General features: G+C 66.6%; 14 protein-coding genes. 3 read left to right on the top strand and 11 right to left on the bottom strand.

Annotated elements, in window-relative coordinates:
• Window positions 1–85: 85 nt before the first annotated feature.
• The gene (locus GJV18_RS16260) at window positions 86–985 is read left to right on the top strand and encodes a LysR family transcriptional regulator (protein ID WP_160347526.1); all 900 of its coding nucleotides are present in this window, start codon (window positions 86–88) and stop codon (window positions 983–985) included.
• A 6-nt stretch (window positions 986–991) separates the two neighbouring features.
• Here the strand turns inward: GJV18_RS16260 and GJV18_RS16255 are convergent, their stop codons facing one another.
• From GJV18_RS16255 to GJV18_RS16230, 6 genes are read right to left on the bottom strand one after another with little or no spacing between them, the layout of a single operon-like run.
• The gene (locus GJV18_RS16255) at window positions 992–1,480 is read right to left on the bottom strand and encodes a GNAT family N-acetyltransferase (protein WP_160347524.1); all 489 of its coding nucleotides are present in this window, start codon (window positions 1,478–1,480) and stop codon (window positions 992–994) included.
• 16 nt (window positions 1,481–1,496) lie between these two features.
• Window positions 1,497–2,060, bottom strand: a complete 564-nt coding sequence (locus tag GJV18_RS16250) for a DUF4136 domain-containing protein (protein WP_160347522.1) — start codon at window positions 2,058–2,060, stop codon at window positions 1,497–1,499.
• A gap of 28 nt (window positions 2,061–2,088) precedes the next feature.
• Entirely contained in the window at window positions 2,089–2,682 is a 594-nt protein-coding gene (locus GJV18_RS16245) for a DUF4136 domain-containing protein (protein WP_160347521.1), read from the bottom strand.
• A 29-nt stretch (window positions 2,683–2,711) separates the two neighbouring features.
• Window positions 2,712–3,461 carry a methyltransferase domain-containing protein gene (locus tag GJV18_RS16240; protein ID WP_160347519.1) on the bottom strand — a complete coding sequence of 250 codons (750 nt, stop codon included), beginning with the start codon at window positions 3,459–3,461 and terminating at the stop codon, window positions 2,712–2,714.
• The gene (locus tag GJV18_RS16235) at window positions 3,458–3,772 is read right to left on the bottom strand and encodes a MazG-like family protein (protein ID WP_160347517.1); all 315 of its coding nucleotides are present in this window, start codon (window positions 3,770–3,772) and stop codon (window positions 3,458–3,460) included. Before GJV18_RS16235 ends, GJV18_RS16240 begins: the two co-directional genes overlap by 4 nt.
• A 57-nt stretch (window positions 3,773–3,829) precedes the next feature.
• Complete coding sequence (locus tag GJV18_RS16230) at window positions 3,830–4,681, bottom strand: MaoC family dehydratase (RefSeq protein WP_160347515.1); 852 nt, start codon at window positions 4,679–4,681, stop codon at window positions 3,830–3,832.
• A gap of 160 nt (window positions 4,682–4,841) precedes the next feature.
• Here GJV18_RS16230 and GJV18_RS16225 point away from each other — a divergent pair, with 160 nt between their 5' ends.
• Window positions 4,842–5,834, top strand: coding sequence for an AraC family transcriptional regulator (locus GJV18_RS16225; RefSeq protein WP_160347513.1), 993 nt, complete (start codon window positions 4,842–4,844; stop codon window positions 5,832–5,834).
• 205 nt (window positions 5,835–6,039) lie between these two features.
• Here the strand turns inward: GJV18_RS16225 and GJV18_RS16220 are convergent, their stop codons facing one another.
• The 5 genes from GJV18_RS16220 to GJV18_RS16200 all read right to left on the bottom strand — a co-directional run bounded on the left by GJV18_RS16220 (window position 6,040) and on the right by GJV18_RS16200 (window position 11,729).
• Window positions 6,040–6,810 carry a sulfite exporter TauE/SafE family protein gene (locus GJV18_RS16220; protein ID WP_160347511.1) on the bottom strand — a complete coding sequence of 257 codons (771 nt, stop codon included), beginning with the start codon at window positions 6,808–6,810 and terminating at the stop codon, window positions 6,040–6,042.
• Between the two features lie 6 nt (window positions 6,811–6,816).
• A complete protein-coding gene (locus GJV18_RS16215) occupies window positions 6,817–9,213 on the bottom strand; it encodes a putative bifunctional diguanylate cyclase/phosphodiesterase (RefSeq protein WP_160347509.1) in 2,397 nt (798 codons plus the stop codon).
• The gene (locus tag GJV18_RS16210; protein WP_178113465.1) at window positions 9,207–10,142 is read right to left on the bottom strand and encodes an ABC transporter substrate-binding protein; all 936 of its coding nucleotides are present in this window, start codon (window positions 10,140–10,142) and stop codon (window positions 9,207–9,209) included. Before GJV18_RS16210 ends, GJV18_RS16215 begins: the two co-directional genes overlap by 7 nt.
• A gap of 141 nt (window positions 10,143–10,283) precedes the next feature.
• A complete protein-coding gene (gene ppa / locus GJV18_RS16205) occupies window positions 10,284–10,811 on the bottom strand; it encodes an inorganic diphosphatase (RefSeq protein ID WP_160347505.1) in 528 nt (175 codons plus the stop codon).
• Between the two features lie 78 nt (window positions 10,812–10,889).
• The gene (locus GJV18_RS16200) at window positions 10,890–11,729 is read right to left on the bottom strand and encodes a M90 family metallopeptidase (protein ID WP_160347503.1); all 840 of its coding nucleotides are present in this window, start codon (window positions 11,727–11,729) and stop codon (window positions 10,890–10,892) included.
• 113 nt (window positions 11,730–11,842) lie between these two features.
• Between GJV18_RS16200 and GJV18_RS16195 the strand changes: the two genes are divergently transcribed.
• On the top strand, window positions 11,843–13,444 hold the full coding sequence (locus tag GJV18_RS16195) for a protein kinase family protein (protein WP_160347502.1): 1,602 nt from the start codon (window positions 11,843–11,845) through the stop codon (window positions 13,442–13,444).
• Window positions 13,445–13,488 lie beyond the last annotated feature (44 nt).

The following is a 13,488-nucleotide window of genomic DNA, read 5'->3' as shown; positions in this document are numbered from 1 at the left end:
GAGTAAGTGAGGCGATCTTAGTTGCTTCAAATCGATCAAAAAGCCCTGTAATCTGCGCATATTTGTTGCGCTAAATGGGCTAATCATGGATCGCCTGACGGCTATGCGGGTCTTTGTCGAGGTGGTGGAGCGGGGCAGTCAGACGGCAGCGGCCGATGCGCTGGAGATGTCGCGGGCGATGGTGTCGCGTTATCTGGGCGAGCTGGAGGCCTGGGTCGGCGCGCGCCTGCTGCACCGCACCACGCGCAAGCTGAGCCTGACCGGTGCCGGCGAGCTGCTGCTGGGGCAGTGTCGCGAGATGCTGGCCGTGGCCGAGACCATGCAGGGCGTCGGTCGCATGGGGCAGGCCGCGCCGCGCGGCACTCTACGCATCGCCTGCAGCCAGTCGCTGGCCCAGGCCTGGCTGGTGCATGCGCTGGATGAGTTCACCCGCCTGTATCCGCAGGTCAGCATCGAGCTGGTGGTGGGCAGCCAGGCGGTCAATCTGGTGGAGGCGCGTATCGACCTGGCCCTGCGCATCACCAACCAGCTCGACCCGAACCTGATTGCCCGCCAGCTGGCGGTTTGCCGCTCGGTGGTGTGCGCCACTCCGGCCTATCTGGCCAGGCATGGTACGCCGCAACGGCCCGAGGAGCTGGCCCAGCACAACTGCCTGAGCTATGCCTATTTCGGGCGCAGCATCTGGGAATTTTCCCGCGCCGGTGAGCCGCAGGCCGTGGCGGTCAGCGGCAACCTCAGCGCCAATGAGTCCATGGTGCTGCTGGAGGCCGCGCTGGCCGATAGCGGCATCAGCCTGCAACCGCGCTATTCGGTTGCAGCGCACCTGCGCAGCGGCGCGCTGGTGCAGCTATTGCCTGACTACGAGCCGCAGCAGCTGGGTATCCACGCCCTGTACGGCACACGCCGGCAGATGCCAGCGGCACTGCGGGCGCTGCTGGATTTTCTGATCGAACGGCTGGCGGATAAGCCGGACTGGGACCTGTAAACCGAGCTACAGGGGCTTGCTGAACTGGATCAGGGCGACGCGCTGGCCTTTGGGGTCGCGCCGTTCGACCACGCCGCTTGGGGCATAGCCGAGCTTGGGGGAGAGCAGCAGGCCGGCGCTGTTGGCGTTGAAGCACGAGGCCTGCATGCGCTTGGCGTGGTAGTGCTCGCGCGCCAGCTGCTCCATCACCGCTACCAGGTAATGGGCCACGCCATGGCCACGGGCCCAGAGCGCGACCATCAGGTTGCCGAGGGCGCAGTGGTCGTCGTAGTGCCACTGGTAGAAGTTGGCAAAGCCGGCCACCCGACTATCGAGCAGCACCACGGTGCTGTCGCGGCGCTCGGCCATGGCCGCAGCCAGCTGGCCGACACTCAGTGGCCAATCAGCCTTGGGGTAGCAGAAGAACAGCTCATCGGCGTTCTGCGGGAAGCCGACGATCTCGGTCAGGTCAGCCGCCGTCGCGGGGCGGTGGCTGAGGTGTGCGTTGGTCTGCATACAACCGCCCTGTAGGTTAGTGGGGTGGGTACTGGTTGAGAATCTGTGTCACCGTGCGGCGGATCGAGGCTTCGCGCTCGCTGGGGCTGGGCTGGCGACTGCGCAGCACCTGTTCGGCACTACCGCGCCAGACCAGCTTGCCGTCCTGGCCGTCGAACAGGTCGATCTGCAGGGTGCCGACCTGGTAGTCCAGGGTGCGGGTTTCCACGTAGCTCGGCCCGCCCCAGAAACCGCCGTGCCAGGGGTCACCCCAGCCGCCGCCAACGTGGGTGCTGACCTGCTGCTGGCGGTTGTCGACGATCAGCCACACCTGCACCTTGAGATCGCCCGGCGTGTGCGCCGCCGCCGGACGCAAGCCGCGCTGATCCAGTTGCTCGCTGACGGCGCTGCGGATGCGCTGGCCGGTGAGGTCGCTGTTGATGCGTGGGTCATCGGGTTTGTATTGCACGGCCGGCTCCTGCCAGCTCCAGCTGCGGTAGGCGGCAAAGTCCCGGGCGGGGTCGAAGTCGCGCTGCAGTTGTGGAGTCTGGCAGGCGCTGAGAATCAGCAGCAGGGGCAGGAACAGCAGTGATGCACGCATGGTGCTCTCCTCGGGTCGGGTGCCGCCATCAGTTCGGTGGGTAGGTGGACAGGGCTTGCTGCATGGCCGTGCGCAGGGCGGCGGCACGTTCACTCGGGCTGCCCGCGCTGGGTGCTTCGGCGCTGGCACTCCAGACCAGTTGGCCATCGCGGCTGTCGAACAGCTCAATGCGCACCCGCATGACCTCTTCGGTATAGCTGCGTACCAGCGGCGCGCTGCCCCACAGTCCGTATTCATGGCCATAACGGCTATGACCGTAATGGCTGCCGTAGTGCTCAGTAACCTGGCGCACGCGCTGTTCCAGGCGCAGTTCGACGCTGACTCGCAGATCGTTGTCAGTGCCGGTGCGGTGGGGGCGCAGGCCGCGCTGGTCGAGGGCGTTGCTCAGGGCTTCCTGCACCTGCTCGCTGCTGGCCCAGGCCGTGCCGGCTGGCAGCTGCTGCCAGCTCCAGCTCTGATAGCGGCCATAGTCTCGCGGCGGCGCCGGGTAGGCGCTGAGGTCGAGCTGCTGGGCGGCGTGGCCAGGGGCCGGCGGCAGCGGCTTGCTGTCGGCGATATAGGGGTTGTGCGTCTGACAGGCGGCGAGGGCGGTCAGGAGCACAAGTAGGCCAAGTCGTTTCATCGAATCTTCCGCCTCCATTAAGAGGGCTGTCAGCGTGGCCGGCAGATCCAGTGCAGATAACGCCCCAGCCCGGCAAAACTGGGGTGGCGGCGGTAGGCCAGCTCCATTTCCAGCAGGTCGAGCAGCTCGGCCTTGGCCTGGAAGGGCTGCGGCATATAGTCGTGAAACACCCGCACGCCACTCTGGCTTTCGACCCGCCAATGCGCCTCAAGTTGCGCCGCCAGCTCGCGGGGATCAAGAGGCATCTGCGGGGTCAGGCTCTGCTTCTCCCCGGCGAACTCGGCCTTGCGCAGTTTGCGAAAATGCCCCTTGAGAAGGTTGCGGTAGATCAGCGCATCCTTGTTGTAGAAAGCCAGGGACAGCCAGCCATCCGGCGCACACAGCTGGTGCAGCACCGGCAGGATGCGCGCAGGCTCGGCCAGCCATTCCAGCACCGCGTGGCACAGCACCAGGTCATAGGGCTGCTCCAGCTGGCCGAGCAGGTCCTGCCAGGGCGCCTGGATAAAGGTGGCCTCTTGTCCTGCATCGGCAAAGCGTTCGCGGGCACCCTGGAGCATGGGCTCGGCGGGTTCGGCCAGGGTCACCCGGTGGCCGCGCTGGGCCAGCCACAGGCTCATATGACCGAGGCCCGCGCCCACATCCAGCACCCGCAAGGGGCGCTCGGGCAGGGCTTCGGCCAGATCGGCCTGGAGCACGGCCAGGCGGATGGCGCCCTTGGCGCCGCCGTAGATCTTCTCGGCAAAGCGCGTGGCCAGTTCGTCGAAGTGCCGGTCCGTCATGGCGTGCCCCCGAGAAAGCGCCGCTCACTGTCCGCCAGCTTGGCCCGCACCACCTGTTCCATATCCAGGCCCAGTTCGCTGCACAGCAACAGCAGGTAGAGAACGATATCGCCCACCTCCTGGCCGGCATGGGCCAGTTGCTCGGCAGGCAGGGCGCGGGACTGGTCCTCGCTGAGCCACTGGAAGATTTCCACCAGCTCGGCCATTTCCACGCTGGCGGCCATGGCCAGGTTTTTCGGGCTATGGAATTGGCGCCAGTCATTCTGGTCACGAATGGCGTGCAGGCGGGCGGTCAGTTCGTCGAGGTTCATGCGTAGCTCCGGTCAGGCGCATAGCTTCGGGGCTGGCGCCTGCCGGTGCAAGAGGGATCAGAGTGCTCGCCAGCTGCCGCGCATATGCAGCAGACCCTCGCGGCCCTGCAGTTGGAACTGGCCCTGGCTGGCGGGGGCGCTGGCCAGCAGCTGCACTGTGCCGGGCAGGCGCACCGGCTTGTGAAACTGCACACGGACGGCATGGCCGGCTGCCGGCAGGTGCTCACCCAACTCGGCCAGGGCCCGGGCCTTGTTCCACAGACCATGGGCGATGGCGCTGGGGAAGCCGAACAGCCTGGCGCTGGCGGCATACAGGTGGATGGGGTTGTAGTCGCCGGCGATGCGCGCATAGCGGCGGCCGATATCGGCCGGTGCCTGCCACTGGGCCAGCTCGTGCAGGGGCAGGTCTTGCTCTGTCTCTTGGGTGGGCGGGGCGCTGTCCAGGCGCAGGGCGCGGCAGAGGATGCGGCTGTCACCCTCCCAGAGCAGGCCGAGCTGGTCATGCAGGCGGTTGATCAGGCTGAAGGTCACGCCTTTTTCATGGGCTTGCAGGCCCTGCACCTCAACGCTGACTGTGAAGGGCCCCATACCGCCCAAGGGACGCAGTACGCGGATATGGTTCTCCAGGTGCACCAGACCCAGCAGGGGGAAGGGAAAGCGCCGATTGGTGAGCAGGCGCATCTGCAGAGCGAAGGCGAGCAGATGGGGGTAGGTGGCTGGCAGCAGGCCGTCGTCGGTAAAGCCGCAGATCTGCCGGTAGCGGGCCAGATGCTTCGGGTCCACGCTGAGCGAGCTGCGCAGACCGATCTCAGGCAGCTGGCGACCGCTGACACGGCGGCGCAGGGCGGCGCGGGCAAACAGGCCGGGCAGGGCCGGCGGGGTGGGCAGATCGAGCCAGTCGATGGCCATGGCATGCTCCTCAAGACAGGTGGCAGCAGCTTAGTCGCTGCGCCTGTCGCTGCATTGGCCGCCCTGCCCGGCCGTGCGGCAGGCCAGTCAATTGTTGAGCGCAGGCGGTAAAGCCGCCTAAGATGGCCGCGCCTCGGCAATAACAAGAATCCAAGAACCCATGCGTGACCTTACAGATGACGTGGCGCTGATGCGCCCGGTGATCGACGCCTTGCGCGCCAGCGGCCATGACCCGGACCGGGTGCTGGCCCGCGTTGGCCTGCCGCCTGGCACCCTGCCGGCCGGGCGCTTCCCGCATGCCGCCCAGGCGCTGTTCTGGCAGGCGGCCATGGCCGAATGCGGCGAAGAGCATGTGGGCCTGTACCTGGCCCAGCACCTGCCCGCCTTCCACGGCCTGCTGCTGGAGTACCTGTTTCTTTCCAGCGAAACCTTTGGCGAGGGCCTGCGCCATGCCCTGCGCTATGTTCGCCTGTTGTCCGACAGCCTCAACGCCAAGCTGGACGTGCAGGGCGAGCGGGCGGTGCTGACCCTGGGCCTGCAGCCGGGTACACCGCGGCATTTCCCGGAGATGCTGGCCGGGGCGGTGATCCGCCTGTTCGGCGCCCTGACCGAGGGTGATTTCACCCCCTTCGAGGTGCACTTCATGCACGGCGAAGGCGCTCCCGCCGAGCGCTATCGTCAGGTCTACGGCTGCCCGGCGCTGCTCGGCGGCGAGCGCTACTGCCTGGTGTTCAATGCCGCAGTGCTGGACAAGACCTCGCGCCACGCCGCCCCCGAACTGCTGCGCATGCATGAGTCCCTGGCCCGTCGTCAGCTGGCCGAGGTGGAGCGCCTGGACCTGGTACGCCAGGTGCGCGAGCTGATCGCCGAGCTGCTGGTGGACAGTGGCGCCACCCTGGAACAGGTGGCGGCGCGGCTGAATATGCCGGCCCGGCGACTGCGCGAACGCCTGGCCATGGCCGGGGTGCGCTTCAATGATCTGGTCACCGACTACCGCTGTCGCCTGGCCAAGAACCTGCTGCTCAATACCGATGAGCGCATCGAGGTGATCGTCGAGCGCACCGGCTTCTCCGAACCCAGTACCTTCTACCGCGCCTTCAAGCGCTGGGTGGGAGAAACGCCGGTGGAGTTTCGCAAGCGTGGCAAGGGCTGAGAACCTATTCAAAGCCTGCTGCGCGTCGGCCCTGCTGCGTTGAAAGCAGGCTCGGAATGCTCATTTACAGCCCGTAAACTCCGCTTGATTCGCTGCGCTCACCCTTCGGGTCAGCCGTTGGCTGTTACTTCGCTTCGCTGCGTTTCTCGCCTGCTTTCGCCTTGCATGGCTCTAGCTCGCGAGCCCTTGAATAGGTTCTACGGTTTCAGTGGGCGAAATAGGTGACCCAGAAGTAATAGCCACTCATCCCCGTACCCACCGCCAGCACCAGAAAACGCAGCAGGGACGCAGGTAGGCGCTGGCCGAGGGCGCCGCCGGCATAGCCGCCGAGGGTGGCACCGATCAGCAGGATCACCAGCTCATACCAGCTGACCCGCCCGGCGAAGATAAAGGTCAGGCTGGCAACGCTGTAGATCACGGCGGAAATCAGGTTCTTCAGGGCATTGGCGCGGGCCAGCGGGTGGCCCTCGATGGCGAAGGCGGCCAGCTGCAATATGCCCATGCCGGCACCGAAATAACCGCCATACACCGATACGCCCAGATGCGCGCCCAACGACAGCGGGGTGTGTGGTGGCTGTGCGGCTTCGGCGCGGCGCGCGGCCAGCCAGCGGCTCAGCCAGGGGCTGGCGGCGAACAGCGCGGTGGCACTGAGCAGCAGCCAGGGAATCAGCTGGGCGAAGATGGCATCGCCGCCCAGCAGCAGGAGCAGCCCGCCGAGCAGCCCGCCGCCCAGGCCCGCCAGCAGCAGGGGCAGCAGGTAGCGACCCAGGGGGCGCAGGCTGGCCCGGGCGGCCCAGGCGCCGGCCAGGCTCGCCGGCCACAGGGCCACGGCATTGGTGGCGCCGGCGGTCACTGGCGCCAGGCCGACGCCCAGCAGGGCCGGGAAGGAGAAGAAAGTGCCGCCACCGGCCAGGGCATTCATGGCGCCGGCAGCGAAGCCGGCCAGGGCCAGCAGGGCGATATCGAAGAGGGGCATGCGCGATCAGTGATCCAGGGGCTTGAGGCTGTACAGCATGCCATCTGGGCGCCGGGCCTGGCACTGTTCGGCCGGCTGTGGGCGCGAATAGTGAAAGCCCTGCAGGCTGGGGCAGCCATTGAGGCGCAGAAAGGCCGCCTGGCGTTCGTTTTCCACCCCTTCGGCCACCACATGCAGGCCCAGCTGCTTGGCCATGGTCAGGATGCCGCGTACCAGAGCCACCGAGTGTTCGCTGTCGGGCAGGCCCGCGACGAACTGGCGGTCGATCTTGATGCCGTCGAAGGGAAAACGCTGCAGGTAGGTGAGCGAGGCATAACCGGTGCCGAAATCGTCCAGCAACAGGGGGAAACCGGCGCTCTTGAGGCGTGCCAGGCATTGCTGCACCTCATCGCCGCTCTCCAGCAGGGCGCTTTCGGTGATCTCCAGCTCCAGCCAGTCGGCGCTGGCGCCTTCCTCGGCGAGGATCTGCAACAGGCTGCCGGCCAGATCGGCCTGACGGAAATCCAGGGGCGAGAGGTTGATGGCGATGCGCAGGCCGCGATTCTCCCGTTGCCACTGCAGGGCCTGGCGGCAGGCCTGGCGGAACACCCAGCGGGTGGCTTCGATGATCATGCCGCTTTCTTCCAGGATCGGAATAAAGTCGGCGGGCGAGACCAGGCCGCGGGTGGGCGAGTGCCAGCGCAGCAGCGCCTCGACAGCCTGGGGCTGGCCCTGGTTGTCCACCTGTAACTGGTAGTACAGGGCAAATTCCTGCTGGTCGATGGCCCGACGCAATTCGCTCTCCAGCTGGCGGCGCAGTTCTGCGTTGCTGGAGAGTTCGGCGCTGAAGCGGGCGATGCAGTTGCGCCCACGATCCTTGGCCGCATACAGGGCCAGGTCGGCCTGCTTGAGCAGTTCGCTGGCGCTGCTGCCGTGACCGTTGCTGTGGGTCAGACCGATACTGGGGCTGATAAAGCACTCGTACTGGCGCACCTGGAAGGGCGCGGCGAAATCCTCCAGCAGCCGCTCGGCCAAGGCCTGGGTTTCGCCCAGGCCCGCGCCTTCCAGCAGCACGATAAACTCATCGCCCCCGCTGCGCGCCAGCATGGCCAGCTTGGGCAGGTGCAGTTCCAGGCGTCCGGCGATTTCCACCAGCAGCTGGTCGCCGATTTCGTGGCCGAGGGTGTCGTTGATCCGCTTGAAGTGATCCAGATCCAGGTACAGCAGGCCCAGGGAGCAGTTGGCGATCAGCAGCTGTTCCAGGCGCTGGACCAGGGAGTGGCGGTTGGCCAGGCGCGTCAGCGGATCGAAATGGGCGAGAAAGCGCAGGCGCTGCTCGGCCTTGAGGCGATCGCTGATATCTCGCAGCAAGACCAGCGAGTAGGGCTGGCCATGACGTATGAACGGCGTGCAGGTGATTTCCAGGGGCACGTGCTGTTCACCGCGCCGTCCGGTCAGTTCAATGGCGATATTGGCGGGGGTTTGCTGCAGGCGCCGAACCGCATTGCTTTCTATCAGACGATCCTCCGGCAGGTTGCCCAGCAAGGCCTCGGTGTCACAGCCAAACAACGCCGCCGCCGCGGGGTTGGCCTGCTCTACGCGCAGCTCGTGATCCACCACCAGCATGCCCACCGGGGCGCTGTCGATCAGGCTGCGAAACAGCGCTTCGCTCTCGCGCAGCTCGTCCTGGCGCTGGTTGAGCTGGGTCATCATCTGGGCAACGCTGGCTGCCAGCTGGCCGATCTCGTCATCACCCCGAACCCGCATGGTGGGGATTACCTGGTCCTCGGCGAACTGCTTGGCCGCTTGCTCGATACGCGCCAGGCGCCGGGTCAGCAGCCGGCCATAGAGGTGGTTGAGCAGCAGGCCGAGGAGCAGCAGCAGGCCCAGGGTCTGGGCCAGGTGCAGCCAGGCGTCGCGCTTGGTTTGCCACAGCAGCGGGGCAAAATCCATTTCCACCAGCAGTGCTTCATGGTCGATAAGGCCGCTCTGGCGCACCCGCTCCAGGGGGTAGATGGCCAGGTAGCGCTGCCCGCTCAGTTCGATCCAGCTGGGCTGGCCGCTGGCGACGCGCATGCTCAGCTCCTGGCTGTCGATGTGGCCCAGCTGCTCCGGGTGCAGGCCCAGTCGGCTGGTGGCAATCACCTGCTGATCCTGGTCGATCACCATGGCCCAGCTGACCCCGCGCAGGCTGGCCAGATCGGACAGTTCGCTGGAGAGTTCCTCGTGGCGGTTCTGGCGCAGGTGATCGCGCAGGCTGCTCTGCAGCAGCAGCAGAATCTGGCTGCTGTGGGTGCGCCAGTTGTGCAGGGCGTCGTCCAGGCTGCGCGGCAGGTACAGGGTGGTCTGCAGCAGCGTGAAGACCAGGGCGAACAGGCCCAGCAGCAGGGGCAGGGATTTGCGCAGGGACAGGCGGGTCAGCATCCGCGCCTCCGACATTCGGCTGGGAGCATGGCCTCGGGTTGGCCGGGCTGCTTGAGCAGTTGGTAGTCGAGCATGTATTGATGGACCAGTTGCATGCGTTGCAGCAAAAGGCCGTTCTTGAACAGATACTGGTTGAGGGCCTGGTCGCCCATCACCAGCCCTTCCAGGGTGACCTGCAGGCTGCGTGGTTCCAGGCCCAGGCGCTTGTGCAGATAGGGGTCGGTGCTGGCGCGGTTGTGCTGCCAGTTGCCCAGGGCGTCGTACCACAGGCGCTTGATGCGTTCGCGGGCCTTGGCGTCGACCCGGCTGCGCTCGACCACCAGTACGTCGATGATTTCCTCAGGCATTTCCCGGCTATCAAAAATGCGTTTGGCGCCCAGGGTTTCCAGGGCCGGGCCTTCCGAGGCGAAGGTGATCAGGGCATCGATGCGCCCATCGCGCAGGGCGCCGACATGCTCATGTACCGGCAGGTCGATCACCTGCAGGTCGCTGCGTTCAAGACCGGCCTTGTCCAGCACGCGAGACAGAATAAAGGCGCCCAGGGCGGTATTTTCCACGCCGATGCGCTGGTTTTTCAGGTCACTGATGTGCTTGATCGGCTCCCGGGCGTACAGCGCGTCGGCCCCTGCGGAAATGTCGGTGACCAGCAGCAGCTCCAGATCATGGCCGCTGCTCTGCAGGGCCAGGGCTTCATCCAGGGTGAGCAGGGCAGCGTCCAGCAAACCGTTGCGAAAGCCGCGCAGCACCCCGGTGGCATTGGGGTACTCCACCAGGCGCAACCCGCCCGGCTGCATCCACTGCAGTTCATCGGCCAGGTAGAACGGGGCGTAACCGAGCCAGCGGTTGCCGCCGATGCGCAGCTCTTCCTGCTCGCTCTGGCAGGCCAGCAAACTCAGGCAGACAACGAGTAGAAGAATTCGGCGCATCAAGCCGCTCCCATGGCGCGAAACCCGAGGGTAGCGCAGTGCCATCGCCCGGGGAATCCCCATAAAGGCTAAGGCTTTTGCCAGGGCTGGGTCACAGGCATAAAAAAACCGGCTTGTGGCCGGTTTTTAGGGGGTAGTCAGGACTTATTTTTGATAAGCCGCGACCGCCTTAAGAATCAGGCCGCGGGCTTCTTCAGCGCCGCCCCAGCCTTCAACCTTGACCCACTTGCCCTTCTCCAGATCCTTGTAGTTCTCGAAGAAGTGCTTGATCTGCTCGATCAGCAGCGCGGGCAGGTCGGTGTATTCCTGAACGTCCTTGTACAGCACGGTCAGCTTGTCATGGGGTACGGCCACCAGCTTGGCGTCGCCGCCGGCTTCGTCGCTCATGTGCAGCACGCCCACCGGGCGAGCGCGGATCACCGAGCCTGGGGCTACCGGGTAAGGGGTGACAACCAGCACGTCCAGGGGGTCGCCGTCGTCGGCCAGGGTGTGCGGGATAAAACCGTAGTTGGCCGGGTAGAACATCGGGGTGGCCATGAAGCGGTCGACCATCAGGCAATCGCTGTCGTGGTCGATTTCGTATTTGATCGGCGCATGGTTGGCCGGGATCTCGATGGCAACGTAGATGTCGTTCGGCAGGTCTTTACCGGCTGGGATCTTGCTGTAGCTCATGGGGCGACTCCCGGGGGGTAGGGCAAAAAAGTGGCGCGATTATAGGCATATTCCCCCGGCGTTGCTACGACGCTTTAGCTAGCCATTGGTCGCGTCTGTGCTGTCTTCGGCCTTGACCCGGTAGTCGGGGTGTTCGGCCTGCAGACGTTGCAGGCGGGCCAGCGGGTCCTGGCGGTAGAACAGCGCCAGCTGGGCATACACCGCCGGAAAGGCCTCGGCCAGCAGGTCGGGGGCGCTGAAGAAGTATTCGCTGGTGACGGCGAAGAATTCCGCCGGGTTTTCCGCCGCGTAAGGGTCGATGGCGGTTGCGGCATCGGGGTCGGCGTCCAGTTCGGCGTTGAGCCGGTCGAAGGCGCTCTGCATGGCCTCGGCCCAGTTCTTGATGGACATATTGCCGTGCAGCGGCGGCAGGCCATTGGCGTCGCCGTTAAGCATGTCCAGCTTGTGCGCCAGTTCGTGGATCACCAGGTTGTAGCCGTCCCACTGGCCGCTGGCCTGCACTCCGGGCCAGGCCAGGATCACCGGGCCCTGCTGCCAGGCCTCTCCGCTGTGCTCGGCCTGCCACTCATGCTCCACGCCACTGGCGTCGCGGTAGCGCTGGGGGCTGAGAAAGTCGTCCGGGTACAGGACGATTTCATGAAAGCCCTGGTACCAGTTGAGCTCGGCCAGGTGCAGCAACGGCAGTTCGGCCTGCAGCGCCAGCAGCAGGCGGGCGTCGTCGTCCAGCGCGACCCCGGGCAGGGCGGTCAGGCGTTTGTGATGAAGAAACAGCACGGCGCGTTCGTGCAGGCGCTGCTGCTCATCCGGGGTGAGGCCATCGAGGATCGGCAGGCGCTGGTGCAGCGCGCGCCAGTGCTCGGCGCTGATCGGGTGACGGGCGAGGATGCGCCGGCGGCGCCAGGCGCGCAGTGACCACATGTCAGAAGCTCGCTATTCGGGGGTGGCCAACCTTAGCAGGTCATGGCCGCTCGCAGGCAAGTCGGCACAAAGGCTGCAGTGGCCTGCTCAAACCCCAATGGGAGGGCTGCCCCATGTCGATTGAACGTCTGGATCATCCCATCGCCAACCTGCTCTATGCCCAGGGTCTGGACCTGCCAAACCAGGCGGCGCGGGGCCGCAGCATCGGGTTGCCTGCCCAGGCGGGACAGGCGCCGGCGCTGTTGTTGGCACTGCTCTGGGGGCGCGGTTGCACCGATATGGTGCGCATATTGGAGCAATGCCTGGATAACCTGCTGGCCGACCTGCATTGCACCCCGGCCGCCTGGACCCCCGCCCAGGCGGCGCGGCAGGGGTTGGCGGTGCTCAATCAGCAGCTGTATCGCCAGCGCCGCAGTGGGCAGCAGCTGGGCGAGGTGCATGCTGCCCTGCTGCTGGTGCAGGCGGGAGAAGCACAGCTGTTGCAGGCCGGGGCCGTCGGCCTGTTGCGTTATCAGGGCGGCAGCCTGGAGAACCTGGCCGGCCGTGCGGGGCTGCAGCTGGGCGCTCAGGCCGAGCTGGCGCTGTTGCAGCATCGCTTACCGCTGCAGCACGGGCAGTGCCTGCTGCTGGCGCCCCAGGCGCTGCTCGATGTGGCGGATATGCAGTCGGTGCGTGAGGCCTGTGGCGCCCTGTGCGAGGCGGGCCCGCAGCCGTTGCTGGCACCCCTGCTCCGGGCGCCTGGGGCGGTGGCGCTGGTGCTGCCTGGGACCCTGGTGGCGGATCCGGTCGCGGCTGAGTCTGCGCGCTGGCCGGCCGTCAGCGAGGCCCGGCCCGGACTGCAGCTGGATGGCTGGACCCTGCTTGCGGCTTGCGCCTACGGCCCGCCGGGCAGGCTGTTCCATGCCGAGGATGAGCAGGGGCGTCGGGCGCTGCTGTGCCTGGCCGCCCGTGATGCCGACGAGGCTTACTGGCAGCGTGAGTGGGCCATGCGTCGCAGTCCGGTGAGCAGCCTGGCCCGGGTGATGTCCTCGGCGCGGCCACGCCGGCATGCTTTCAGCCTGCTGGCGGCGCCGCCGACCGGTACGCGCAGCCTGCAGGATTGGGCGGCTGCCCATGGCCCGCTGGATGCTGCGAGCCTGTTGGCCCTGCTGGAGCAGCTGATCGTCGCTGTGCGTGCCTTGCAGCGTCGCGGCATGCAGGGGCTATGGCTGGATCCGCGCAATATTCTGGTGGATGAGGGCGGGCGCCTGCAGCTGTGGGTGGAGCATGCGGCCCTGCTGCCGGGGGTGCCCCGCCAACCCCTGCCTGCCGATGCCCAGCCCCTGGCCCCGGAACTGCGTGCGGGGCGGGCAGTGGACGGGCGGGCCGATCAGTTTGCCCTGGCGGCTCTGGCGTACTGGTTGTTTTGCGGGCGCTGGCCGGAGGTGGCCCTGGCCGATGCGCCAGCAGCCTGCAACTACCTGCCCCTGGCCCACTTCAGTGCCCAGGTGCCGGCCGGTTGGGATGGTGTGCTGGCTCGGGCCCTGGCGCCGCGAGCGGAGGCGCGGTTCGAGGCACTGTCGGAGTTTCAGCAGGCGTTGCACAAACCCTGGCAGCATCGTCTGTCCACCTCGCGGCGCAGCCCGCGGGCGCAGTGGGGCTGGCGTATGGGGCTGGTGGTGGTGCTGGGGTTGCAGCTGCTCTCGGCACTGTGGCTGAGCCTGCTGCTGGGCTGAACGCAGGAACCCCGGCCAGGCCGGGGTTCCTTGCAGCGTTGCAG

The sequence above is a fragment of the Pseudomonas xionganensis genome, from assembly GCF_009763245.1.
Taxonomy (GTDB): Bacteria; Pseudomonadota; Gammaproteobacteria; order Pseudomonadales; family Pseudomonadaceae; genus Aquipseudomonas; species Aquipseudomonas xionganensis.
Note: the sequence above shows the minus strand (reverse complement) of the source record. Positions and strands in the feature narration are given on the sequence as shown.

Excerpts from the sequence above, each read along its gene's own strand:
- GJV18_RS16250 (WP_160347522.1), bottom strand. The coding sequence starts at position 2,060 with ATGCGTGCATCACTGCTGTTCCTGCCCCTGCTGCTGATTCTCAGCGCC.
- GJV18_RS16255 (WP_160347524.1), bottom strand. The coding sequence starts at position 1,480 with ATGCAGACCAACGCACACCTCAGCCACCGCCCCGCGACGGCGGCTGAC.
- GJV18_RS16215 (WP_160347509.1), bottom strand. The coding sequence starts at position 9,213 with ATGCTGACCCGCCTGTCCCTGCGCAAATCCCTGCCCCTGCTGCTGGGC.
- GJV18_RS16195 (WP_160347502.1), top strand. The coding sequence starts at position 11,843 with ATGTCGATTGAACGTCTGGATCATCCCATCGCCAACCTGCTCTATGCC.
- GJV18_RS16230 (WP_160347515.1), bottom strand. The coding sequence starts at position 4,681 with ATGGCCATCGACTGGCTCGATCTGCCCACCCCGCCGGCCCTGCCCGGC.
- GJV18_RS16200 (WP_160347503.1), bottom strand. The coding sequence starts at position 11,729 with ATGTGGTCACTGCGCGCCTGGCGCCGCCGGCGCATCCTCGCCCGTCAC.
- GJV18_RS16225 (WP_160347513.1), top strand. The coding sequence starts at position 4,842 with ATGCGTGACCTTACAGATGACGTGGCGCTGATGCGCCCGGTGATCGAC.
- GJV18_RS16245 (WP_160347521.1), bottom strand. The coding sequence starts at position 2,682 with ATGAAACGACTTGGCCTACTTGTGCTCCTGACCGCCCTCGCCGCCTGT.
- ppa (WP_160347505.1), bottom strand. The coding sequence starts at position 10,811 with ATGAGCTACAGCAAGATCCCAGCCGGTAAAGACCTGCCGAACGACATC.
- GJV18_RS16240 (WP_160347519.1), bottom strand. The coding sequence starts at position 3,461 with ATGACGGACCGGCACTTCGACGAACTGGCCACGCGCTTTGCCGAGAAG.
- GJV18_RS16260 (WP_160347526.1), top strand. The coding sequence starts at position 86 with ATGGATCGCCTGACGGCTATGCGGGTCTTTGTCGAGGTGGTGGAGCGG.
- GJV18_RS16235 (WP_160347517.1), bottom strand. The coding sequence starts at position 3,772 with ATGAACCTCGACGAACTGACCGCCCGCCTGCACGCCATTCGTGACCAG.
- GJV18_RS16220 (WP_160347511.1), bottom strand. The coding sequence starts at position 6,810 with ATGCCCCTCTTCGATATCGCCCTGCTGGCCCTGGCCGGCTTCGCTGCC.